20 protein-coding genes and 1 pseudogene are annotated in these 22,815 nt (G+C 43.4%); 12 read left to right on the top strand and 9 right to left on the bottom strand.

What is annotated here, in order from left to right; genetic code table 11:
- The first annotated feature begins 482 nt into the window (after window positions 1-482).
- On the top strand, window positions 483-923 hold the full coding sequence (locus tag EWV84_RS00440; protein ID WP_287075666.1) for a Fur family transcriptional regulator: 441 nt from the start codon (window positions 483-485) through the stop codon (window positions 921-923).
- Window positions 924-981: 58 nt separating this feature from the next.
- Window positions 982-2,628 carry a DUF3685 domain-containing protein gene (locus tag EWV84_RS00435; protein ID WP_287075664.1) on the top strand — a complete coding sequence of 549 codons (1,647 nt, stop codon included), beginning with the start codon at window positions 982-984 and terminating at the stop codon, window positions 2,626-2,628.
- A gap of 53 nt (window positions 2,629-2,681) precedes the next feature.
- On the opposite strand, the gene lysS is transcribed toward EWV84_RS00435, so the two are convergent.
- Together lysS and EWV84_RS00425 are read right to left on the bottom strand one after the other, a co-directional pair.
- Window positions 2,682-4,403: a lysine--tRNA ligase gene (gene lysS / locus EWV84_RS00430; RefSeq protein ID WP_287075662.1), complete on the bottom strand. Its 1,722-nt coding sequence runs from the start codon at window positions 4,401-4,403 to the stop codon at window positions 2,682-2,684.
- A 196-nt stretch (window positions 4,404-4,599) separates the two neighbouring features.
- On the bottom strand, window positions 4,600-5,169 hold the full coding sequence (locus EWV84_RS00425) for a TIGR04376 family protein (protein ID WP_287075660.1): 570 nt from the start codon (window positions 5,167-5,169) through the stop codon (window positions 4,600-4,602).
- Between the two features lie 416 nt (window positions 5,170-5,585).
- Here EWV84_RS00425 and EWV84_RS00420 point away from each other — a divergent pair, with 416 nt between their 5' ends.
- From EWV84_RS00420 to EWV84_RS00405, 4 genes and pseudogenes are all read left to right on the top strand, one after another.
- Window positions 5,586-6,500 carry an alpha/beta fold hydrolase gene (locus tag EWV84_RS00420; protein WP_287075658.1) on the top strand — a complete coding sequence of 305 codons (915 nt, stop codon included), beginning with the start codon at window positions 5,586-5,588 and terminating at the stop codon, window positions 6,498-6,500.
- A 34-nt stretch (window positions 6,501-6,534) separates the two neighbouring features.
- Window positions 6,535-7,755 carry a (E)-4-hydroxy-3-methylbut-2-enyl-diphosphate synthase gene (gene ispG / locus EWV84_RS00415; RefSeq protein ID WP_286826587.1) on the top strand — a complete coding sequence of 407 codons (1,221 nt, stop codon included), beginning with the start codon at window positions 6,535-6,537 and terminating at the stop codon, window positions 7,753-7,755.
- 91 nt (window positions 7,756-7,846) lie between these two features.
- Window positions 7,847-8,893: a histidinol-phosphate transaminase gene (gene hisC, locus EWV84_RS00410; RefSeq protein ID WP_286826586.1), complete on the top strand. Its 1,047-nt coding sequence runs from the start codon at window positions 7,847-7,849 to the stop codon at window positions 8,891-8,893.
- Window positions 8,894-8,994: 101 nt separating this feature from the next.
- A pseudogene (locus tag EWV84_RS00405) lies at window positions 8,995-9,255 on the top strand (winged helix-turn-helix domain-containing protein); the annotation flags it as partial.
- 186 nt (window positions 9,256-9,441) lie between these two features.
- Here EWV84_RS00405 and truB read toward each other — a convergent pair.
- The 3 genes from truB to EWV84_RS00390 form a co-directional block, all read right to left on the bottom strand.
- Window positions 9,442-10,323, bottom strand: coding sequence for a tRNA pseudouridine(55) synthase TruB (gene truB, locus EWV84_RS00400; RefSeq protein ID WP_286826584.1), 882 nt, complete (start codon window positions 10,321-10,323; stop codon window positions 9,442-9,444).
- A 99-nt stretch (window positions 10,324-10,422) separates the two neighbouring features.
- Window positions 10,423-11,487, bottom strand: coding sequence for a tRNA (adenosine(37)-N6)-threonylcarbamoyltransferase complex transferase subunit TsaD (gene tsaD / locus EWV84_RS00395; RefSeq protein WP_287075649.1), 1,065 nt, complete (start codon window positions 11,485-11,487; stop codon window positions 10,423-10,425).
- Between the two features lie 105 nt (window positions 11,488-11,592).
- On the bottom strand, window positions 11,593-13,164 hold the full coding sequence (locus EWV84_RS00390; protein WP_287075647.1) for a hydantoinase B/oxoprolinase family protein: 1,572 nt from the start codon (window positions 13,162-13,164) through the stop codon (window positions 11,593-11,595).
- Window positions 13,165-13,383: 219 nt separating this feature from the next.
- Between EWV84_RS00390 and EWV84_RS00385 the strand changes: the two genes are divergently transcribed.
- The 3 genes from EWV84_RS00385 to EWV84_RS00370 all read left to right on the top strand — a co-directional run bounded on the left by EWV84_RS00385 (window position 13,384) and on the right by EWV84_RS00370 (window position 15,011).
- A complete protein-coding gene (locus EWV84_RS00385; RefSeq protein ID WP_002763844.1) occupies window positions 13,384-13,566 on the top strand; it encodes a hypothetical protein in 183 nt (60 codons plus the stop codon).
- Window positions 13,567-14,070: 504 nt separating this feature from the next.
- Complete coding sequence (locus EWV84_RS00375; protein ID WP_286826578.1) at window positions 14,071-14,652, top strand: DUF1997 domain-containing protein; 582 nt, start codon at window positions 14,071-14,073, stop codon at window positions 14,650-14,652.
- A gap of 8 nt (window positions 14,653-14,660) precedes the next feature.
- A complete protein-coding gene (locus tag EWV84_RS00370; RefSeq protein WP_287075644.1) occupies window positions 14,661-15,011 on the top strand; it encodes a Rieske (2Fe-2S) protein in 351 nt (116 codons plus the stop codon).
- Between the two features lie 312 nt (window positions 15,012-15,323).
- Here the strand turns inward: EWV84_RS00370 and EWV84_RS00365 are convergent, their stop codons facing one another.
- The 3 genes from EWV84_RS00365 to EWV84_RS00355 all read right to left on the bottom strand — a co-directional run bounded on the left by EWV84_RS00365 (window position 15,324) and on the right by EWV84_RS00355 (window position 18,674).
- Window positions 15,324-16,136, bottom strand: a complete 813-nt coding sequence (locus tag EWV84_RS00365) for a DUF362 domain-containing protein (protein WP_287075642.1) — start codon at window positions 16,134-16,136, stop codon at window positions 15,324-15,326.
- Between the two features lie 15 nt (window positions 16,137-16,151).
- Complete coding sequence (dusA, locus tag EWV84_RS00360) at window positions 16,152-17,147, bottom strand: tRNA dihydrouridine(20/20a) synthase DusA (RefSeq protein ID WP_061432805.1); 996 nt, start codon at window positions 17,145-17,147, stop codon at window positions 16,152-16,154.
- 162 nt (window positions 17,148-17,309) lie between these two features.
- Window positions 17,310-18,674: a collagen-like protein gene (locus tag EWV84_RS00355; protein WP_287075668.1), complete on the bottom strand. Its 1,365-nt coding sequence runs from the start codon at window positions 18,672-18,674 to the stop codon at window positions 17,310-17,312.
- Between the two features lie 206 nt (window positions 18,675-18,880).
- Here EWV84_RS00355 and EWV84_RS00350 point away from each other — a divergent pair, with 206 nt between their 5' ends.
- Both EWV84_RS00350 and EWV84_RS00345 read left to right on the top strand, forming a co-directional pair.
- Window positions 18,881-20,170 carry a glucose-1-phosphate adenylyltransferase gene (locus tag EWV84_RS00350; protein ID WP_287075640.1) on the top strand — a complete coding sequence of 430 codons (1,290 nt, stop codon included), beginning with the start codon at window positions 18,881-18,883 and terminating at the stop codon, window positions 20,168-20,170.
- Between the two features lie 279 nt (window positions 20,171-20,449).
- Window positions 20,450-21,616 carry a cysteine desulfurase family protein gene (locus EWV84_RS00345; RefSeq protein WP_287075639.1) on the top strand — a complete coding sequence of 389 codons (1,167 nt, stop codon included), beginning with the start codon at window positions 20,450-20,452 and terminating at the stop codon, window positions 21,614-21,616.
- A gap of 1 nt (window position 21,617) precedes the next feature.
- Here EWV84_RS00345 and EWV84_RS00340 read toward each other — a convergent pair whose 3' ends face one another.
- Window positions 21,618-21,815 (bottom strand): hypothetical protein, encoded by a 198-nt coding sequence (locus EWV84_RS00340; RefSeq protein WP_286824346.1) that lies wholly within the window; start codon window positions 21,813-21,815, stop codon window positions 21,618-21,620.
- 469 nt (window positions 21,816-22,284) lie between these two features.
- Between EWV84_RS00340 and EWV84_RS00335 the strand changes: the two genes are divergently transcribed.
- Window positions 22,285-22,815, top strand: a 531-nt coding sequence (locus EWV84_RS00335) for an RNA-guided endonuclease InsQ/TnpB family protein (RefSeq protein ID WP_502705755.1), incomplete at its 3' end; no start/stop codon positions are given.

Here is a 22,815-nt window from a genome sequence, read left to right as displayed (position 1 = left end):
GACTAAATCCTTATCTGGCAAAAGATTTAATTAATTAGTTCGCTCTAGATCAAAAACAATTGACAAAAATTGCAGCAACGTCTGTCTCTATAAGGGTTTCATTCCTTATAACCTCCGTCCATTGCATAAGACAAACCGAAGAACCATAAGTTAAATGGTTTCTGGCGTTGCTGAATCAAGGGATGAGTGCCAACTGTGCATCCTGTCCAAAAGTTATACCAATTTTCTTTATTCGTGGCAGGCATCCTAATCCCCTCTCCTACCCCCTTGCTCCCCAACCCCTAATAGTAGGTTGATTCATGAATCAACCTACTATTAGTTTGGGTCTAGGTTTTAAAAATCCCACAAGAGAAGATTCAGATCTCAAATCAGCAACGCCAGATGAAGATGGGCTAAAAACTGGGACAATGTGGACATCGATCGAAAGACTAAGCTAAACTGGTAATGAGTATGTATTAGGGCGGAAGTCAAGGGAAACAACTATGGACAATGTGGAGGTAAAACAAAAACCGATCCGGTGTTTAGAAGATGCGATCGAAAGGTGTCAAACATTAGGAATGCGGGTTAGTCGTCAGCGTCGCTATATTTTAGAATTGCTATGGCAAGCGCGGGAACACCTATCAGCGCGAGAAATTTACGATCGTCTCAATCTGCAAGGAAAGAACATCGGTCATACCTCAGTGTACCAAAACCTAGAGGCCCTATCCGGTCAGGGCATTATCGAATGTGTGGAACGCTGGGACGGCAGACTCTACGGTAACATCAGCGATTCCCACAGTCACGTCAATTGTCTGGACAGTCAACAAATAATCGATGTGCATATCGAACTTCCCCCGGAATTAATTAAACAGATCGAGGAATCGACAGGGGTAAAAATTACCGATTATCGCATCGATTTTTATGGCTATAAACAAAACAAATGAGCCAGATAACTGTATAATTGCCCCTGTGAATAGTCTCCGTTGACAGACGGCAACTCTTGTGATCGATCGCCCTCTCACCCTAATTATCATCGATAATGACCCGATTTTTCGCTTGGGTCTGGTGCAGGCCTTGTCGCAGATAGAAAATATTACTATCGTCACCGAAGGGGATTTAGAAACAATTTTCGCTTTGACTCTTAATCCGGCCCCCGAAATTATCCTTATCGATCCTCTTTTTGATTGGTCTTACTGTGAAATTCTCCACTCTCGCTATCCCGAAAGTAAAATTGTTTTATTAACCTTTCCTCTCGATTCCAGACAGCAACTAATCGCCAGAGAATTAGGCATAGCCGGTTATATTCCCAAAGGCACAAACCTAGAGCAATTTATCACTATTTTAGGGCAAATTTCCCGGGATGAAACCCACGATGTCGCCCCTTCCCCTCTCACCATTGCTACTCGTCCAAGTTTAGCCCCTAGCCATTGGTTAATCACTGCTGGAAAAACGGGATTAAATCGCATCGAAAGTGAATTACATTTAATTGATCTCCACCTCAATCAACAGTCTTTATCCGGCTTTGATCGCTTTTACTGGCAGGGAAGAAAACGAGAACTTTTAGCGGCTCTATGGCTAGTGAGAAAACTAATTCCTCTCGAAGGGAGCTATTACAATTCAGCTTCAGTGACACCCCCGGTAATAATTAACAATATCGATCGGGAATTACCAATTTTAAGCCGCGAGCGTCCCCTCTGTGTTTCGGCAGTTTTTGAGTCGACTTTAGCGGTCATTCGATCGCCTTTAATTAATAGAACCAAGATAAGTTTTGAAATTGATGTTTTACAGGATAATCGGCAACGGGAACTATTGTATTTAGGTCTCGATGAAATTCGCAAAAACGTCGATGAAATGAGATATTTACAGATTAGCAGCGGGGAATTAACCAGTCGCTTAAATCTGATTATTTACGATATCTGGGAGAAAGTTACCCGTAAATTTTTAGAAATTAATGCCTCGGTTTCTGACGAAATTAGTAAAAGTAGGCTTAACGAAATTATTCTGGAAGAAAGAGAGGCAATTCAAACAGAAATCCTCAATAAAATTCCTTTTACTTTTGACTTATTTTCCTATTTATTGTACGAAAATAGCTTAACTATTGACGGAGTAGAATACCGGGCTAATGCTCCTGAAACCATCGCCAGAGCCGAAATTCTGCTGCAAAATCTCATTCATAATATTGCCAATGCAGTGACAGTAATTATTCTCAATAACTTCTCGGAATCGGAAAGAGTCAAACAAAAACTTTACCGTTCAGAATTTCTCATCGCCAGAAAATTAGCTAAAATCCGCAATGAATTATCTTGGAAATACCGACGGAAAAAATATTGGCAAGAACCCAAAGATATCTTTGAAAGTCAATATCAATTATTTCACTATAGCGAGGGACAAATCAAATCTCTAGCCATTTATTCCCCCCGACAGGAAGAATTAAACAGTTTAACAGGCATACCCTGGTTAGTTTCGATCGCCTTAGAATTAAGAGACTCTTTATCTCCGCGTTTACGCGCTTTTTTTCGGGTGGTGGGTAAGGGAGTAGTCTATATTCTTATCCAAGTTATCGGTCGCGGTATTGGGTTAGTAATTCGCGGGGTTTTACAGGGAGTCGGTAACACTTGGCAGGAAGTCAAAGGTAAAAAGGAATTATGAATTATGAATTATGACTGATAACTGATAACTGATAACTGAAGTAGTCCTAACTTTTACAATTCCTTATCAAAACTGTATTTATCGCGAATTTGTCCGACAAAAAACTGTCCTTTCGATGGTGCAGACTGAAAATCTTTATATACTGCCAAAGGTAGATCATGATAAAGATAGATACCACCGTGATTAAATTCCACTTTCAGAATTTTTTTTTCCTGATCGTAGTCAAAAGATTTAATCGCTGTACTTTGACTTTTTAATAAGGGGAAAGCAATCACATCGCGAATACTGGCAGAATCGGTTAATAACATGATCAGGCGATCGATGCCAATTCCTAGGCCTCCCGTGGGGGGCATTCCGTATTCTAAAGCGGTTAAAAAGTCCTCATCAACGCCTTGGGCCTCCAAATCGCCGGCCGCTTTTTTGAGTGCCTGTGCTTCTAATCTTTGCCGTTGATCGATGGGATCGGTTAACTCAGAAAAACTATTAGCTAATTCCCGTCCAACCACATATAATTCAAATCTTTCTACGAGGTCAGTTTTTGAGCGATGGGGTTTAGCTAAAGGCGAAATTTCCACGGGGAAATCTAGCACAAAAGTGGGCTGTATTAGGGTTTCTTCGACTTTTTGTTCAAAAGCTTCATTTAGGAGCTTACCGATGGTTTTACAGTCCTCTGGAACGCCAATGCAGGCATTTTCTGCGGCAATACGAGCCGAATCGAAATCATCAAAACTATTAAAGTCAACCCCAGTTATTTCTTGGACTAATTCGTGCATAGTCACTCGTCGCCAAGGGGGAGTTAGGTCAATTTCCGTGTCTTGATAGCTGATTTTCAGCGTACCTAAAACATCTTGTGCGGCCTTAACAATAATGTTTTCGGTTAACTCCATCATGTCATAATAATCGGCGTAGGCCTGATAGATTTCGATGGAAGTAAACTCAGGGTTGTGTTTAGTAGAAACCCCTTCATTGCGAAAAATTCTGCCTAACTCGAAGACTTTTTCAAAACCACCCACTATTAATCTTTTTAGATGTAACTCGGTGGCAATGCGGAGATATAACTCCATCTCCAGCGTATTATGATAGGTGATAAACGGTCTAGCATCGGCTCCTCCCGCTTCACTTTGTAGCACGGGAGTTTCAATTTCAATAAAACCTTCTTGGTCTAAATATCTGCGAATGGCAGCGGTAATTTGGGCGCGACGGCGAAAAGTTTGTCGCACTTCTGGATTAACAATTAAATCCACATATCTTTGTCGATAACGTTTTTCTACATCGGTTAAACCGTGCCATTTATCTGGTAGAGGTAAGAGGGATTTGGTGAGAATTTCGTACTCGTTTACATAGATAGATAATTCGCCGCGTTCTGTGCGTTTAATTGTGCCTTTTGCTCCTAAAATATCGCCCGTATCGGTCAGTTTAATCACCGTGTTAAAGGCATTCGGCACGGCGGCCATGGTTTCAATAATGCGTTTTTTATCGAGGTATAATTGAATCGTTCCCGTTTCATCTTGCAGGTTAAAAAAGGCTAGTTTACCCATAATTCTTCGGGCAATAATCCGACCAGCAATGGCTACTTCGACGCTAATTTCTTCCCCCGGTGCTAAGTCAGCGTACTGCTGTTGTAATTGTTGAGCGTGAGCGGTAGATTTCCACTGGTAAGCGTAGGGATTTACGCCAGCTTTTTGCAATCCTGCCACTTTTTCTAAACGAGCGGCCCGGATTTCTTCGAGGGTAGAGGAGGGTTGATTTTCAGGATTTTGTGCTTGAGATGCCATCGTTTTCTAAGAGGAACAATTCTGGGGGATGGGGGATGGGGGTTGGGGGTTGGGGGTTGGGGGTTGGGGTGTTGGGGTGTTGGGGTTTTAGGGTTTTAGGGTTTTAGGGTTTTAGTTGAAATTCCCCCACTTCCCCACTTCCCCACTTCCCCACTTCCCCACTTCCCCACTTCCCTAGTTCCCCTAATAACAATAGTTATCGTCCCATTTCTCGCTTTAATTTTTTCAATTCTTCTTCCATTTCCCATTCTTTAAATTTTAGATCGAGATTATCGTAGTTCGAGCGCTGATAGTCCGATTCTTGGGGTTGATCCCAAAAAGTGGTTTCCCAGTCACGGGACTGATTTTTAGGGGATTTTTCGGCTTTAATTTGCACTTCTTGACGACGTTGTTGGACTTGTTGCAGTAACTCTTGGGATTGACTCAGACGTTTTTTCACCCCTTCCATCCGTCCCCAAAGTTGATTACCCTGACGAAATAGGGCCGCCTCGCGTTCACTAGCAGCCTGAACCAAGTCCTGCCGTCCAGCGGCCTTAGCCTTATCGATTCTAGCGTGCCAAGTTTGGATATCTTGGGCAGTGGCCAAAATTTGCTGTTCGAGACGTTGACGCTCATTTTCTAGGGCGCTAATCAGTTTAGCAGTATCGCGCTCCTGTTCGCGCAGTTGTTCCACCAGCGCCTGTAATTCTAACTGGGGATGACTTCTGAGAAATTCTTCCAGTTGGGTTTCAAGAAAGCGACTGACATCATCAAATAGATTGCCCATCGGTGCAATATCCTAAATTTTCAATTAAAGTCTAGGAGCGATTGATTTTAATCCCCCTCTTTTTAGCATAGGCTAGATCAACCCTAGGTTTAAATAGGGTTTGCGGCAAAAAGTTTTTCGGTGGGGGTAGGGTGTGGGGTGTGGGGTTTTACCGATTTTGAGGGGCTCAATTACCTAATTTTCAGGGAAAAAGTCCCGGAATTTTCCCCCTGAACACTCCCAGACGAGGCACTTTTGGATTTCAAAAAGGTCTAAAAGTCTTATCCAACAAGGTTTTTAGATTTATTCAGCAAGCTCTAAATATATTTGGGAAAAGTAGTACAAAAATGTTATTCAGCCGCAGGTCAGGGACGGGGAAACCAGTATAATAAAACCAGGGTAATATTTCCTGAAAACCTCTTAATTGTTTGACTTAAGTGACAACTTCACCAGCTTGGACAGAACGCATCGGTTATCAACGGGATTGGGTGTGGCGCGGTTGGCAAATTCGTTATAGTTTTATGCCGGCAAAAAACCCCCAAGATGCCGATAATCCCCCTTTAATTTTACTGCATGGATTTGGAGCGGCGATCGAACATTGGCGCCATAATATTCCTATTCTCAGCCAAAATCATCGAGTTTACGCAGTAGATTTATTAGGTTTTGGTGGTTCGCGCAAAGTACAGGTTCCCTATACCGTTAATCTCTGGGTGGAACAAATACACGATTTCTGGCAAACTGTTATTAACAGACCCGTGGTATTAGTGGGCAATTCGATCGGTTCTTTAGTTAGTATGGCCCTAGCGGGTAAATATCCGGAAATGGTAGCCGGATTAGTTATGCTCAGTTTACCCGATGTCAGCCGTCGGCGGGAAATGATCGCCGATTGGTTATTAAATATCGTCACTCCTATGGAAAAATTTTTCACTTCTCCTTGGCTATTAAAACCGATTTTTTACTATCTGCGTCGTCCGCAAGTCTTGAAAAAATGGGCAGGAATCGCCTACGAAGACAAGAAAGCAGTTAGCGAGGAATTAGTACAAATTATCGCCGCCCCAACCCTAGATGAGGGGGCAGCCGAGGCCTTTATTTCCCTAGCACAAGCTGTCAATCATCCCGAATATTGTCCACCAGCAAAGTTAATTTTACCACGCTTAGAAATCCCGATTTTATTGTGTTGGGGAAAGCAAGATCGGATGGTTCCCGTCCAGTTAGCCCAGGGTTTTGTCTCCCTTAATCCTAGGATTAAATATGTAGAATTTGAACAGGCCGGTCATTGTTTACAGGATGAATGTCCCGACCGTTTTAATCCAATTTTATTAGAGTGGCTAGAATCTGTTCCTGTTCTTTGAGAGAATAGGGAGAGTGATTGTTGGTGATAGTCCTATGCAAACCTTGGAATCGACGCTCAAACCTCCCGCAACTGCCTCCGAATTCGACACCACGATTCACCGACGCAAAACCCGTCCCGTCAAGGTAGGTAGCGTTACCATCGGTGGTGGTCATCCCGTGGTCGTGCAGTCGATGATTAACGAGGATACCCTTGATATAGATGGTTCCGTGGCCGGTATCCGTCGCCTCCATGAAGTCGGTTGTGAAATTGTCCGCGTCACCGTGCCGAGTCTGGCCCACGCCACCGCTTTGGCTAAAATTAGGGAAAAACTGCTGGCCACCTATCAACCCGTGCCGTTAGTAGCCGATGTGCATCACAACGGTATGAAAATCGCCCTAGAAGTGGCCAAGCACGTCGATAAAGTGCGAATTAACCCCGGTTTGTACGTTTTCGAGAAACCGAAAGCCGACCGCGGCGAGTATAGTCAAGCAGAATTTGATGAAATTGGCGAAAAAATTGCCGAAACCCTGAAACCTTTGGTAGTTTCCCTGCGAGATCAAGGTAAAGCGATGCGAATCGGCGTTAACCACGGTTCTCTAGCCGAAAGAATGCTCTTTACCTACGGCGACACCCCCGAAGGAATGGTACAGTCGGCTTTAGAATTTATCCGCATCTGCGAATCCCTCGATTTTCGCAATCTGGTCATTTCCCTAAAAGCTTCCCGCGTGCCAGTTATGGTAGCCGCCTATCGTCTCATGGTTAAGCGCATGGACGAGTTAGGTATGGATTATCCCCTGCATTTGGGTGTTACTGAGGCAGGAGATGGGGAATACGGACGAATTAAATCCACTGCCGGGATTGCCACTCTCTTAGCGGATGGTATTGGTGATACGATTCGCGTTTCTCTGACGGAAGCTCCCGAAAAGGAAATTCCCGTCTGTTACAGCATTCTCCAGGCCCTGGGACTGCGGAAAACTATGGTCGAATACGTTGCCTGTCCTTCCTGTGGTCGCACTCTTTTTAATTTAGAAGATGTCCTGCAGCAAGTGCGCGCAGCGACTCAACACCTCACCGGACTCGATATCGCCGTTATGGGTTGTATTGTCAACGGACCGGGAGAAATGGCCGACGCAGACTATGGTTATGTAGGGAAACAGGCCGGTTATATCTCCCTTTATCGCGGTCGCGAGGAAATTAAACGCGTCCCCGAAAATGAAGGTGTAAGCGAGTTGATTAATTTAATTAAAGCCGATGGCCGTTGGGTAGAACCTTAATTAGTTTTACCGGTAGGGGTTGAACCTATTTCAACCCCTGATAATCAGCTATAATAAAAAGCTTGCTAGAAATTGCCGCCCCAGAGAGTTCATGCTACCTACACGCGATTGTGTTCGTCAAACCCCCGCCTACACTCCGGGAGAACAGCCCCAAACTGCGGGATTTACCAAACTTAACACCAATGAGAATCCCTATCCCCCACTGGCGGAAATTTTTGCCCACCTGCCAGAGCAATTAGAGAAAGTCCGACTCTATCCCGATCCTATCTCCAAAGAGTTACGGCAAACGGCGGCGGAATTATACGGCATAACAGCCGATCAGATAATCGCGGGTAATGGCTCCGATGATATCCTTAATATCGCCCTGCGAACTTTTGTTAACCCTTGCGAAAGCGTCGCTTTTTTGGATTTAACCTATTCCCTTTACGAGACAATTGCCCGGGTACACGGGGCAAATATTATCGAATTTCCCACTAATGATAAATTTGCATTGGAAGGACCGATTATTTGTCCAGAAGCGAAATTAATTTTTCTCGCTTCTCCTAATCCTCCCGTCGGTAAACATCTTGATCGCGACTATTTAGAAGCAACCTGTGCTAATGCCTCGGGATTGGTATTAATTGATGAAGCTTATGTGGATTTTAGTGATGACAATCATCTCGATTTTCTCTCCCGTTACGATAATGTCATTATTAGTCGCACTATGTCGAAAAGTTATAGTTTAGCGGGGTTAAGAGTCGGTTTCGGTTTTGCTTCCAGGGCCATTATCGAACAGATGGATAAGGTGCGTGATTCCTATAATTTAGATCGCATCGCTCAAACTTTAGCCACAGCAGCTTTAAAACACCATAATTATTTTGAGGAAGTTTGGCAAAAAGTCCGTCAAACACGCGGCCGTTTAATTACTTCTCTGCGCGAGTTGGGATTTATTGTTTTTGACTCGGAAGCTAATTTTATCCTCGCTTCTCCCCCCCAGATTAGTGCCAGTGAGTTATATAATCAACTCAAAGAGCGTCAGATATTAGTGCGATACTTTAAACATCCTCGCATTCAGAATTATGTGCGGATTTCGATCGGGACTGATGGGGAGATTGATCGCCTTTTATCCGCTATTCAAGAGATTATGGGAACAAATTAATCTCTATTTCCGTCAAGACTTTATTAGCACTTTAAACCCTAATAACTTATCGAAAAAAAGGCTAGATCGAGCGGAACAAAGCAGCGACAAACAATGGTCTAATAGCCTGTTGTTTCTCCCGATTACTAGCCTTGGCTATCAAGATTATTAGTCCGACAAAAGGACTAAATACTAGCGCACAAATTTTTGAACTTATGCAAGTTTATCCCCAAGGAATCACAGTTCAAGAATTGAGCAATCGCTTAAATCGTCCCGTTTCTATGCTCAATCTTTGTCTAAAATCTTTGGTCGCTTCTAAAAAAATCCTGGCCAGAAAAAATCATAATCAGTGGGTTTATACTGTTAATAATACTAAATCCTGTTTAAAAGGTATAGGAGAGTGGGAAGTGGGAAGTGGGAAGTGGGAAGTGGGGGGAAACAATCCATAACTGGGTTTTTAAAGATCGATTGGGAGTTAATCATACTATTAAAAACGGATTTGGTATAAAAAAGCTTAGTTTGTCCAGATAAGCATACTTAATATCTAGAAAAAGTGTTTATTATTAACCCTATTGCTGAATAACTATTTTAGGCTGTAGGTAGTATTCATCTTCTATAACAACTATCTCACCAATGCCGAGAAATTCAGCTTCTAAAGACTCCACAGCAACCAGAGAACCGAGTATAACATTTGTATCGGTGAGATTAATTTTTCTGCCGTGAAACCAATCGATAACTCTCTCTGGTGTGAAAGAAATCCAGTCTAGATGTGCCAAGGCAATGCGAGGCGAAATTAAACCCTCGGAATTAGCCATTAAAGCTTCCAGATTAATACTATCGGCCAACTGAAAACCACAGCTTTCCGTGCGAGTTAGACTGGCTAAAGTGCCACCCACAGCTAACACCTTCCCCAAATCTCTGGCCAGGGAACGAATATAAGTCCCCGATCCACAGTGAATATCTAGCTCTATTTGCGGAAATTCGCCCTCTAACCAGTCTAAAACCGTAATTTGGTCAATTTTGACCTGACGAGGCTCCACTGCGATTATTTCCCCTTTGCGCGCCAATTCGTAGAGACGACGACCATCCTTGTGAATAGCACTATACATCGGCGGAATCTGGGCAATATTGCCGATAAATTCCGCTAAATGGGGCTTAACTGCCTCTAAAGTTAAATCGGCACAGGGACAAGCAGCGATCGCTTTTCCCGTAATATCATCGGTATCGGTGCTGAGTCCTAACTGGATTTTTGCCCGATAAGCCTTATTTTCGGGTAAATAGGCCAGTAATCGGGTGGCAGCCCCGACGGCGATCGGTAAAACTCCCGTAGCCATAGGATCTAAAGTTCCCCCATGACCGACTCGTTTTGTCTTAAGAATTTTTCGGACTTTGGCCACGCAATCGTGAGAAGTCCAATCGGGGGGTTTATTGAGATTTAAAAAGCCAAACATTTTAAGTAGTCGTGGAAAATTAATTTCCTAGTCGAGACAGGAGACAGGAGACAGGAGACAGGAGACAGGAGATGGGGAGAATAGATAAAAGCAATCTCCTCAATTCTGAATACTGACGGCTGAATCTGACGTATTATATAATTGCATAACTTCGCTTAAAGGTAAACGGGAACGAACACCGAGGGAAAGGTCAGAAAAATGACCAAGATCATAATGATCAACAGCAGCGCGAGCAATCATAGCGGCGTTATCGGTACAGAGTTTAAGCGGCGGAAAATAGACAGTTAAATGATGATTTTTGGCGGCAGTTTCCAGATGATTTCTTAAGGCACTATTGGCCGCCACTCCTCCACCGATTGCGATAGTTTTTAAGCCATAATCTAAGGCACAATTGATTGTCCTACGGGTTAAACTTCTGGCTACCGTATCTTGAAAACTAGCGGCTATATCAGCTACAGGTAAATTATCTGGCTCGAATTTCTCTACTAAGCGCAAAACAGCAGTTTTTAAACCACTAAAACTGGAATCGTAGGCATGAAAACCGCCGGTTGGTAAAGATATTTTACCTTCAGGAAAGGGAAAAGCTTGCGGATTACCATCTTTGGCCATGCGATCGATTATCGGACCACCGGGATAACTTAAGTTTAATAATCGTGCCACTTTATCAAAAGCTTCTCCGGCTGCATCATCTCTAGTGGTTCCTAATTGTTGATATTTTCCGCAGGCCTGCACATGGATTAAACTGGTATGACCCCCAGAGACTAAAAGAGATAAAAAAGGAGGTTTAAGATCAGATTCAGCGAGATAGGAAGCATAGATATGACCTTCGAGATGATGAATGCCGATAAAGGGTTTATCGTGGACAATAGCCAGGGTTTTGGCCGCCGTCATTCCCACCATTAAAGCACCTACTAAACCGGGAGCAACTGTGGCGGCTATTCCATCAATTTTTGACCAATTTAACCCCGTTTCTTGCCAAGCTTTTTCTAGACAAAAATTAATGGTTTCTAGGTGTTGTCGAGAGGCCATTTCCGGCACAACACCGCCATAGAGACGATGGAGATCAATTTGAGAAGAAATCACACTACTCAACACCAGGTTATTGTTAACAATAGCCACAGCTGTTTCATCGCAACTGGTTTCGATCGCTAAGATAATTGTCATGAATTAATAAGTAATAGGACAAAATTAACTTTTTGGTTAGGATAGGCAAAAGGTAGTTAGATATGTGTAATTAATTTTGCTTAGGTACTTAATTAAAGTTATCGTTCAGCAATTTCCATAGCCACCACCGCCGGGGGTTTCAATAATAAAAATATCACCAAGGTTCATTTCTACAGTCGCAGTACCGGGCAATTCTTCGATAGTTCCATCGTTTCTTTCCACGGCATTACGTCCTATTTTACCAGCTTTTCCTCCCGCCAGTCCAAAGGGGGGAATCAGGCGATTACTCGACAGAATATTGGCGGTCATAGCCTCTTGAAATTTAATTCTTCTAATCACACCATCACCTCCATAATATTGTCCCCTGCCGCCACTATCGGGGCGAATGCTAAAACTTTCTACTAACACAGGATAGCGCATTTCTAATACTTCTGGATCGGTGAGACGGGAATTAGTCATCTGGGTTTGCACGGCAGCGGTTCCCGCAAAATTTGCCCCCGCACCGGAACCGCCACAAATAGTCTCATAATATTGATATTCTTGATTGCCAAAAGTGAAATTATTCATCGTCCCTTGGCTGGCTGCTTGAATGCCTAAAGCACCGTATAAAGCATTAACTATTGCCTGGGAAGTTTCCACATTTCCAGCTACCACGGCCGCCGGATAAACGGGATTAAGAAAACAGCCAGACGGGATAATTAAATGGAGGGGTTTGAAACAGCCAGCATTTAAAGGAATTGCCTCCTCCACAAGGGTACGAAAAACGTATAAAACCGCCGCTCTTGTCACTGCTAGGGGTGCATTAAAGTTATTATTTAACTGGTCAGATGTGCCAGTAAAATCAATGGTTGCTTGACAATTATCAATATCTATGCTAATTCTGACCTTGATGACAGCACCGTTATCCAGATAATAAGTAAATTCACCATCTTTCAGGACAGATATAGCTTTTCTAACCGCTAATTCCGCATTATCTTGAACAAACTGTTGATAGGCTTTAACCATAGCTAATCCGTAGCGATCAACCAGATTATGTAATTCTCTTTCCCCCTTGGCATTAGCGGCTATTTGTGCTTGAAAATCGGCAATATTTTGGGCGATATTGCGTGCGGGAAAAGGACTATTAGTTAAGTGATTAATTAATTCTTGTTCCCGAAACTGTCCCGCCGCTACCAGCAAAAAATTATCGAATAAAATTCCTTCTTCGCTAATATGAACAGAATGGGGAGGCATAGAACCGGGGGTAATTCCACCGATATCAGCTTGATGTCCCCGGGAGGCAAGATAAAATAATATTTCCTGATTTTGGCGGTCAAAAATAGGACTAATTACTGTGACATCTGGCAGGTGAGTACCGCCATTATAAGGATTATTAGCCAGATAAACATTCCCTGGACGAATCGTCTCACCTTTATCCTGAATTAAGCTTTTAACGCTATCGGCCATGGAGCCTAAATGGACGGGAATATGAGGAGCATTAGCGATTAAATTTCCCATCTCATCAAAGATAGCACAGGAGAAGTCTAGGCGCTCTTTAATATTGACACTTGCTGCCGTATTTTGGAGAGTAATCCCCATTTCTTCGGCAATAAATTGATAGAGATTTTTAAAGATTTCTAGATAAATAGGATCGGCAACGGTAGTTATTTCTGTGCGGTGAGAATTGAGAGGGGACATAGGAAAGTCAGTTATCAGTTATCAGTTATCAGTTAGCTGTCTCTTGTCTTTTTTCTCCTCCTGTCTCGGAGTTTACTGTCTGCTCACCCAAGAGAAGATTTTTGATTTTTGCGGGAGCTCTAGTTACCAGTGATCACTGACTGTTCACTGTTCACCGATCACTGTTCACTGATATGGGCTGACTGATATATAATCGCAGTCAGTACCAGAGGGTGAATTATGGATAAAACCAGCTTGATCGATAAAGTGCAACAAATGGCCAATAAACGGGATTATTTACTGCAATTGCGCGATAAACCCGACATTGGGGGTCTGAGATTAGATGTTAATCAAGCTCTTGAGGAGTTGGATGAATTACTCGATGAGTTTCAAGCAACTTTTCCTGAAGAAAAACTTAGTTAACTATCCGACCCGACGGAATTGAGATTTGTCCGATTGTGCTAATTTTCCCAAGTCATCGATCGCTTTGATCAGAGCTTGGGAAGATATATCTTTAGGGTAGTATAGGTCAAAAACTGTAGTTTGATTATTTTTTTTCTATTGGAAGCTTTGCCAAGAAACTATAGGCAATAATGGGGATATGAGGGGCGAACTGTTTGATTTCAATAGCGGCGCTCTGTCTATTTAAGAAAGGCATCCGTACATCTAAAATAACTTCCCAACGTGATATGATCTCACCATATCATATCACTGTACAAACTGTCAAGGGTGGTGGAAACTAATTATTTTAATACTCGCAGGGCTGAGTTTAATCCCGTTGAAAACCAAGACTAAGATTGAATATTAGCCGTGCTTCGCTGTTTATATGCTGGTCAGCTTTTCATCTCCGAGGTGAAACCGAGGGTTCCTTCAAGCTGACATTCAAGGTAAAATCAATAAGGGAGACAAATTTAAGATAGCCAACTTATGGAAGTAACTTTTAGCGCTGCCGAATCCCTAGAAATTGTTGTTGCTGAACAAACAATCCCGATTCAGCATTATCTGCGCCAACCGCAAAGATTAGTACAGGCTATCGTTGAGACTAGCTTAACAGAAAACTTGTCTGAGAATCGGTTTCGACTGAAAATGCGTCCCCTCAACTTCTTGAATTTGTACTATTTTCAGCCCACGGTTATTCTCAATGTCTGGGCCACTTCTGGGGGGACGATATTTTTGCAATCAGAAGACTGTCAGATCAAAGGTATTGATTATATCAACGATCGCTTTAGCCTCAATGTTAAAGGCAAACTCGCTCCTGTGGAAAAAAATAATCAAACCTATCTAGCGGGGAAAGCCAATCTTGAGGTGAAAGTTGCCCTACCACCACCATTATGGTTAACCCCGCGTCCACTGTTAGAAATCGCCGGCAATAGTCTCTTAAAAGGGGTTTTATTGCGGATTAAACAGCGTTTAATGAGTCAATTGTTGCAAGATTACCAACAATGGGCCAAACAGGACATTATTGCCCAAAATTACCCCGAAACAATTCTCGATCTCTCCCTTGGTTAAATAAAAATATGAGTTGGACAAAAGTATTATCTGTAGATTCCCTTGCCCCCGGCGCCCGTCAAGTGGTAAAAGTGGGGGACAGTTCCATTCTCTTGATTAACAATAACGGTCAATTCCACGCCGTTGGCAATCTTTGTCCTCATTTAAAATTATCGATGACGAAAGGCAAAATTAGCGAGGACGGCGCGATCGTTTGTCCCTGGCATCGTAGTTCTTTTGATCTCTGTAGTGGTGCTGTCAAAGACTGGATTACCTGGCCTCCTGTGGTTAACAAAGCGATGGCGGCAGTTTCTCAACCCCAAGCTTTACCCGTTTATCCCCTTCGCATCGAAGACGGCAGCATCTGGATAGACGCATAACCGCTCACCAAGGGGGGGTTTTGGGCAACCTAAAGAATAGTTCACTCGACAATGGGGTAATCTTGGAGAATGCCAAACCCTACCTCGCTCGTTTCCGTAAAAACCCAGTTATGGATTGTTCCCCTACTCCGCTCCTAGGGTTGATTCAAGGTAGGGTTGATTCATGAATCAACCCTACCCCGCTCCGGTGATCCCCACTCTTCTGTATATTTTTTAAACAGGATTGCGTGAGGTCATTCTTTTATTCCGACTTCCCCTCCCGACGACTGGATCCTAACTCCTAACCCCACCAAGAAACTTTTTCAGCAAACCCTAATTGGTTCCGTTCAAAAGTTGAGAACGAAGCAAATCGATCGCCTCTAAATAACTCGGCATAGGTTCATCACCTAACAGACAAGCACTGCGATCCACGCTAATCATATCATCACCCCAAAACACTTGACCGAGCGGAATAGATTTTCCTCGATCCGGTCGCCAATTGCTACTAAAATATTTGAGATTAGCGTCCACCACTGCCCCATCAAAAAGATGACCGATACAAAAATAGACATCCTGTAAAATTAGCGGTACGGAGGGGCGATGTAATTGCCCTCGCGAGTTGGGACTACGGGCTTTATAATGACTACGGGGAAAGAGTCCATAGAGATTTTTTAAAGAAGCAGAAATCAGGGGTTTATCCTTTAAATGGGTGCGTTTTAAGGTTCCAATCGTGATCCGACAATCCACTTCTTCGATAATTTTAGGGGCAAACATCGAGGGAAAACGGACAGGAAAAGGGGAAAGATTCGGATATTCTTGCTGGGGTAAACTATCAGCATCAAGAATAGTTATTCCGGGAGCGAGAATAGATTTTACTCCCAAAATATCGATAATTTCTCTCAAAGAAATAGCCGAACAAACTCCCTCTACCAAGATAATTTCTGCTCCAGGATTTACCCCCCTCAATCCCCGCAAAACTTGACTTAATACCGGCAGACTAACCGTTACTGGGGGAGGCACAGGATAACCTAAATTAGGTTTAATTAAAATACGTTTAGCTGTGATAGCTGCCGGGGGAGGTTGATAAACAAAATCCGCCATAGCTGAATTTTTTACCCCGGCAGTAATTGAGGATTGGGTAATCATAGAAAAGAAAATAAATCAATGGGAAGCTGAAAGATTAGCCAGATCATTGAGGGAATTTACCTGCTGTAAAGCTTGCCAGATTACCCCAGAATCGGCCCCAGGAAAATGGCTATTTTCACTAATATAACGCTTCCAGGCCTTAGTTCCGGGCTGACCGGCAAAAAGCTGTAGAAGATGTTTGCTGATCTGGTGTAGTTTATAACCTTTACTCACCCACTCATCGATGTAGGGAAGCATTTTTTTGATTACTTCTTCCCGGGTAGGAGGAGTAACCGATTCCCCATAAAAATCTCGATCGACTGTGGCAAATAAATAGGGATTATCGTAGGCTGCCCGACCAATCATAACTGCATCTACTAATTGTAAATGTTGTCTAGCCTGTTCTAAATTAATGATACCGCCGTTAATTTCAATAAACAAATGGGGAAACTGATTTTTTAGTCGATAAACATCATCGTAACGTAAAGGGGGGACGGTGCGATTTTCCTTGGGACTTAATCCCTGTAACCAAGCTTTGCGCGCATGGATGGTAAAACGTTGACAACCCGCATCCGCGACAATACGGACAAAATTCGCCATATTTTCGTAACTATCTTGATGATCAATGCCAATTCTCTGTTTTACAGTCACGGGAATCGATACAGCTTGATTCATTGCCGATATTCCCCTAGCGACTAATTCCGGGTTAGCCATCAAACAAGCGCCGAAATTGCCCTCTTTTACCCTGGAACTAGGACAACCCACATTGAGATTTACCTCGTCATAACCCATATCTTCGGCTATTTTAGCGCATTCTGCCAAGAGATAGGGATTATCACCCCCTAACTGCAAAGCTAGAGGTTTTTCTGCTAGGGAGAACCCCAGCAACTTATAGCGATCGCCGTGTTTAATCGCCATCGTCGTGATCATTTCCGTGTAGAGAAGGGGACGACGGCTAATTTGTCGCCAAAAATAGCGAAAATGGCGATCGGTATAATCCATCATCGGCGCCACACTTAAAATATTGCCCATCTTTCCCTTTAACATTGGTTCTAAACTATCGGGACATTCCCTAGGTAAACCGACAGAAGAACCAGTCTTCCTCCCAAGATATTTTAAAGCCTTTTGGTAAGTTGACTATCTAAATTACTCGTTAAGACTGCACTGGAGAAAAGAGAAGGGAGCTTTTTTGACTTACCTCCGTGGGATATTTGCCCCTTTAATCGTGTCGCGAATGACGATTTTTTGTTCTTTGGAATAACCGGCAAAAGAACGAGTAGCCAGTAACTCGATTTCTACCCCCGTACCCGATCGTAAAGATTCCACAGGTAAGGGTAATTGACCGATATCTAGAATAAATTGATTGCCCTCCTGTCGGACCAAATTAGCGGGCATATCTCCTTCGTAGCGAGTGACAAAATCGGTTCTGGGACTGGTTTGTAGGTCGTCTGCTTGCCAACGAGTGACGCGATAACGCACTTTAAATTTAGTGCCGATTAAATTCGATTGGGAAGCTTTATCTTCGAGAAAAAGCCTTAAATCAGTACCATTTCCTGTAATACCTTTTGCTTCTAATTGGGTGACATCTCGTTCAAAAACAGCATTATAAACGACAAATTCCGTAACATTATTGCGTTTTTGAGTGGTTCCCTCGATCCAGAGTTCACTGGGGATAGTTACCCTCAGTTCCTTTTGATTATCGAGGGTTAAAGTAAAACGCTGATTAGTAAACCGGTTAAACTCTTGGGGCGCATTCCAAATTAAAATAAAAGAACGTTCCGATCGATCTACTAAAATCCGATATTGATCATCGATCAGGGAACCGGGGGCAAATAAAGACATTGCCCCGGTGCGAGTTTCCCAAGTATTTTTAGATAGAATATAACCCCGTTCTTTTAACTCCGAAAGGGGAACAGTTGCGCTCGGTTGATCGGCAGTTAAAGGGCGATCGATTTGAATTAAAGTTAACTGTCCCAAACGCCCTTCGCGACCGTTACGACCACTATTACCCGTCGCCCCATCGAGACCATCCTGACAGCTAAATTCTCTGGTGGTACAGCTATAATTGGCATCACCCGGCCTACCGCTACAGGTTTGAATTGTCCAAAAAGGTTGGGAACAGCGACAACCTTTACCTCCTTGGCCTCCCTGACCCCCAAAACCCCCAGCGCCTCCGGCCGCATTGACCGTTACTTGTCTTAAAAAATCTAAATTAGTGGCATAGAGGGTTAAAGCGCCGCCATTGCCCCCATCACCACCATTACCCCCATTGCCACCGTTGCCACCACCGGCCGCCTGGAGATTTCGTGTTACATTGCCCGGTTGACCGCTACAGTTGCCATCGCTGCCATTGCTGCCATTTTCACCATCGACCCCTTTTTGTCCTGAAATATCGAGTTTTAGGGGAGAACTATCGAGAAAGAGGGTTAAACTATCACTATTTCTGCCTTGGCCGCCGACCTTGCCAGCTTTCCCGCTTTGGCCTTGTTTACCGAAAGTCTGTACATCGGAACCTTGGGCTAACCAAGAACAGCGATCGCCGGTCACCGTGGCGGGCATTAGGTACGGTAAAGGGATAAAAAAGGTGAATATTAATGATTTAGCCCAAAAATTCATGATTTTAGCGAATTTATCCGCAAAGACTCCGATCAATTCCCTCTTGATGACTTTTAGATTTAGATTTTTGTTTCCCCTCTATCAATAAGGTGCGCTATCATCCTACACTTACTTTGAGAAGGAAACAGCCAATCGCGAGGGTTACGCGCGTGAAAAAAGTATTAGCTATTATCTTGGGTGGCGGGGCTGGAACTCGCCTTTATCCGTTAACGAAACTGCGGGCAAAACCTGCCGTCCCCCTAGCGGGAAAATATCGCTTAATCGATATTCCCGTCAGCAATTGTATTAACTCCCAGATTGACAAAATCTATGTGTTGACGCAATTTAATTCCGCTTCCCTCAATCGTCACCTCAATCGTACCTATAATTTTACGGGTTTTAGTGATGGTTTCGTGGAAGTTTTGGCCGCTCAACAAACCATGGAGAATCCTCAATGGTTCCAAGGCACGGCCGACGCAGTACGACAATATATCTGGACGATGAAGGATTGGGATATCGATGAATATCTAATTCTCTCGGGAGATCATCTCTATCGCATGGACTACAGCAAGTTCATCGAACGCCATCGGGAAACCAACGCCGATATCACTTTATCGGTGGTTCCCATCGATGAACGTCGCGCCTCCGCTTTTGGGGTGATGAAAATTAATGATTCGGGGCGAATTGTCGATTTTTATGAGAAACCCAAAGGGGCAGAATTGGAAAGAATGCGGGTAGATACGACGATTTTAGGCTTAAATCCTGACCAAGCCCGTCAAAATCCCTACATCGCCTCCATGGGAATTTATGTCTTTAAAAAGAATGTTTTAATCGATCTGCTCGATGCCAATAAAGAACAGACCGATTTCGGTAAGGAAATTATTCCCTCGGCGGCTAAAGACTACAATCTTCAGGCTTATTTATTTAAAGGTTACTGGGAAGATATCGGCACGATTGAAGCCTTTTATGAGTCTAATCTCGCCTTGACCCAACAACCAAATCCCGCCTTTAGTTTCTACGACGAAAAAGCCCCCATCTATACCCGTTCTCGCTATCTGCCACCGACAAAAATGCTCAATTGTACGGTGACAGAATCGATGATTTCTGAAGGTTGTATTCTCAAAGAATGTCGCATCCATCACTCGATTTTAGGTATTCGTAGTCGAGTCGGCAAAGACTGCTCGATCGAGGATACAATGCTGATGGGATCGGACTTTTATGAGTCTTTCCCCGAACGGGAAAGTCTCGCCCGAGATGGCAAAGTTCCCATGGGTATCGGCCCTGATTCGACTATTCGTCGGGCAATTGTGGACAAAAATGCTCGCATTGGTGCCAATGTTTTAATTGTTAACAAAGATCGTGTGGAAGAAGCTAATCGCGAAGATTTAGGTTTCTATGTTCGCAGCGGTATCGTGGTTATTTTCAAAAATGCCACTATTCCCGACGGGACGGTGATTTAATCTATCAGTTATCAGTTATCAGTTACCAATTTAAATGTTGAACAGGTTATGACGAGCCAATATTTGCTTGATCAGATGGCTTCTTTTTCTGATTGAAGGGCTAAAATGGATTAAACGCCCGAATGACACCAGCCAGAAAGCCCATGCAAGTTACCGGCATCTCTGTTTTTTAACAGGGGATGATTTAACTGCTCCGACAATCGATCGAGTGTTAAACCTAAGCCGCTAAACTGAAAATAGCTGCTTGTCCTTGCTTCTTATCGGCCGGATTGTAAAATAATGCAAATTTATCTTGACTATAGCGCCACTACCCCCACTCATCCCCAAGTGATCGAGCGGGTTGCCACTATTCTCCGGCATGATTGGGGCAATCCCTCCAGTTTACACACTTGGGGACAGGATACGGCGACAGTCATCGAAATGGCCAGAGAACAGGTGGCAGGGTTAATTAATGCCAATCCGGACCAGATTATCTTCACTTCTGGCGGCACAGAAGCCGATAATTTAGCGATTATCGGGGTTGCTCAACAGTATAACCGCCCCCGTCATATTATTATTTCTAGTGTGGAACATTCGGCGATCGCTGAACCCTGTAAACAATTAGAGCAGCAAGGTTGGCAAATTACTCGTCTTCCCGTCAATCGTCAAGGTAGGGTCGATCCTTTAGACCTAAAAGCCGCAATTCAAAGCGATACGGTCTTAATTTCCATTATTTACGGACAAAGCGAGGTGGGAACCCTACAACCGATTGAAGAATTGGGCAGCATTGCCACAGAGAGGGGAGTTCTTTTTCACACCGACGCGGTGCAGGTGGCGGCAAGATGCGCGATTGATGTGCGGAAACTGCCGGTGGATTTATTATCTCTTTCTAGCCATAAAATTTATGGAATGCAAGGATCGGGAGCTTTATACATCAGAGCGGGTGTCGATATTTTACCATTACTGCGGGGCGGTGGTCAGGAAAAAGGTCTGCGATCGGGAACCCAAGCCGTACCAGCGATCGCAGCTTTCGGTTTAGCGGCCGAATTAGCCCAAAAAGATTTAATTAGCGAAAAAATGCGTTTAATGGCCTTGCGAGATCGATTATTTGACCTCTTAGCCGATTATCCTTATCTGCTGCCCACGGGAGACCGATTCTATCGTTTACCCCACCACGTCAGCTTTATTGTCCGTCCAGACGATGACAGTCACATCACGGGAAAACAGCTAGTTCGTCAGCTTAATTTAGCAGGAATCGGCATTAGTTCTGGATCCGCCTGTCATAGTGGCAAACTCTCCCCCAGTCCAATTTTAAAAGCTATGGGCTACAGCGATCGAGAAGCATTAGCGGGAATTCGTTTAACCCTAGGAAGGGACACCAGCGCAGCCGATATCGATTGGACGGCTCTAGTATTAAAACAAGTGATCGATCGCTGTTTATCTGCTCTAATTGTTAGCAAGAGTTAGTTTATCCCTCAAATTGCCCTTCGATCAAGATAATTTCGCCAAAATCGGGAATCCATGCCACCCAACGTCCCTGATCCTGTTCACAGAGTAGTAGCGCTTCATCAAAGCTGTAGGGAGAGGGAAGCATTCTTAGTTGTACCCATGTATTTGCTTGGGGGCAAGTAACAACGGCAGTAGTGCGGGATTGTAGTAAGGACATACACAGATCACCCTGATAATTCTGTATCTAAATTTACAAAAAAAACCGATGACTGTGGGTAACTTTGTTTTAAATCTTTACATCTTTACCTGTTCAAGGGTGTGGGGTTTTACCCATTTTCATCTGTAACTGAATTTTCCGGCCGATTACGCCAATAGCCAGCACTTTTTGATGGCAAAAAAGCCTAAAGATATTATCCCACAATGTTTTTGAATGCCCCCGCTACATTTTTCGACAAGATACTCACCTTTGCGGGGGATGAAATCCGACCAGAATATCAACCGCGGAGCATCGGTTTAATTCTACCATCTGTGGGTAAACTGTGTTATACTAAATCCGTTGAGTATAGGCTACTTATAAGGACAAGCAAAAGGCAAGAGGCAAAAGTCAAAAGGGGGAATAAATAATCAGTTTTTAATAACCAGATTTAGTGTTATACCTAATTTAGCCAATGGTCGAGGATTGTTAGATGCTAGTCGTAGAAGCAAAGCTAAAAAACGGAACACCAGAGCAATATCACCGGCTTGATGAAGCTATCAAAACTTCTCAGTTTGTGCGTAACTTTTGTGTTCGTCATTGGCTAGAAAATAAAGGAACAACCCGCAATGACCTCCAAAAGCTTTGTGCGGTACTAGCTAACAATAAAGAGACACCATGGGTTAATAAATTAAACTCTCAAGCTCGTCAATCGGCTGCTGATAGAGGTTGGCAATCAATTAATCGGTTTGATCAGAATTGTCATGCTAAGATACCAGGGAAAAAAGGTTTTCCTCGGTTCAAAAAGCATAGTCGTTCGGTTGAGTACAAACTAACGGGCTATAAGCTATCTGATGATAGACGTAAAATCAAGTTTACCGATGGGTTTAAAGCAGGAGAATTTAATTTATGGTGTAGTCAAAAAACCTTAGTTTATTATTCAGAACAACAGATTAAACGGGTAAGAGTTGTTAGACGTGCTGACGGTTATTATTGCCAGTTTTTGATTGACGTAGAGCGGCAA

The sequence above is a fragment of the Microcystis sp. M_QC_C_20170808_M3Col genome (assembly GCF_007095505.1).
GTDB lineage: Bacteria > Cyanobacteriota > Cyanobacteriia > Cyanobacteriales > Microcystaceae > Microcystis.
Note: the sequence above shows the minus strand (reverse complement) of the source record. Positions and strands in the feature narration are given on the sequence as shown.

What these genes read in the sequence shown, in the direction of transcription:
- EWV84_RS00440 (WP_287075666.1), top strand. Translation starts at nt 483, where the DNA reads ATGGACAATGTGGAGGTAAAACAAAAACCGATCCGGTGTTTAGAAGAT.
- lysS (WP_287075662.1), bottom strand. Translation starts at nt 4,403, where the DNA reads ATGGCATCTCAAGCACAAAATCCTGAAAATCAACCCTCCTCTACCCTC.
- EWV84_RS00425 (WP_287075660.1), bottom strand. Translation starts at nt 5,169, where the DNA reads ATGGGCAATCTATTTGATGATGTCAGTCGCTTTCTTGAAACCCAACTG.
- ispG (WP_286826587.1), top strand. Translation starts at nt 6,535, where the DNA reads ATGCAAACCTTGGAATCGACGCTCAAACCTCCCGCAACTGCCTCCGAA.
- hisC (WP_286826586.1), top strand. Translation starts at nt 7,847, where the DNA reads ATGCTACCTACACGCGATTGTGTTCGTCAAACCCCCGCCTACACTCCG.
- truB (WP_286826584.1), bottom strand. Translation starts at nt 10,323, where the DNA reads ATGTTTGGCTTTTTAAATCTCAATAAACCCCCCGATTGGACTTCTCAC.
- tsaD (WP_287075649.1), bottom strand. Translation starts at nt 11,487, where the DNA reads ATGACAATTATCTTAGCGATCGAAACCAGTTGCGATGAAACAGCTGTG.
- EWV84_RS00390 (WP_287075647.1), bottom strand. Translation starts at nt 13,164, where the DNA reads ATGTCCCCTCTCAATTCTCACCGCACAGAAATAACTACCGTTGCCGAT.
- EWV84_RS00385 (WP_002763844.1), top strand. Translation starts at nt 13,384, where the DNA reads ATGGATAAAACCAGCTTGATCGATAAAGTGCAACAAATGGCCAATAAA.
- EWV84_RS00375 (WP_286826578.1), top strand. Translation starts at nt 14,071, where the DNA reads ATGGAAGTAACTTTTAGCGCTGCCGAATCCCTAGAAATTGTTGTTGCT.
- EWV84_RS00370 (WP_287075644.1), top strand. Translation starts at nt 14,661, where the DNA reads ATGAGTTGGACAAAAGTATTATCTGTAGATTCCCTTGCCCCCGGCGCC.
- EWV84_RS00365 (WP_287075642.1), bottom strand. Translation starts at nt 16,136, where the DNA reads ATGATTACCCAATCCTCAATTACTGCCGGGGTAAAAAATTCAGCTATG.
- dusA (WP_061432805.1), bottom strand. Translation starts at nt 17,147, where the DNA reads ATGGGCAATATTTTAAGTGTGGCGCCGATGATGGATTATACCGATCGC.
- EWV84_RS00355 (WP_287075668.1), bottom strand. Translation starts at nt 18,674, where the DNA reads ATGCCCGCCACGGTGACCGGCGATCGCTGTTCTTGGTTAGCCCAAGGT.
- EWV84_RS00345 (WP_287075639.1), top strand. Translation starts at nt 20,450, where the DNA reads ATGCAAATTTATCTTGACTATAGCGCCACTACCCCCACTCATCCCCAA.
- EWV84_RS00340 (WP_286824346.1), bottom strand. Translation starts at nt 21,815, where the DNA reads ATGTCCTTACTACAATCCCGCACTACTGCCGTTGTTACTTGCCCCCAA.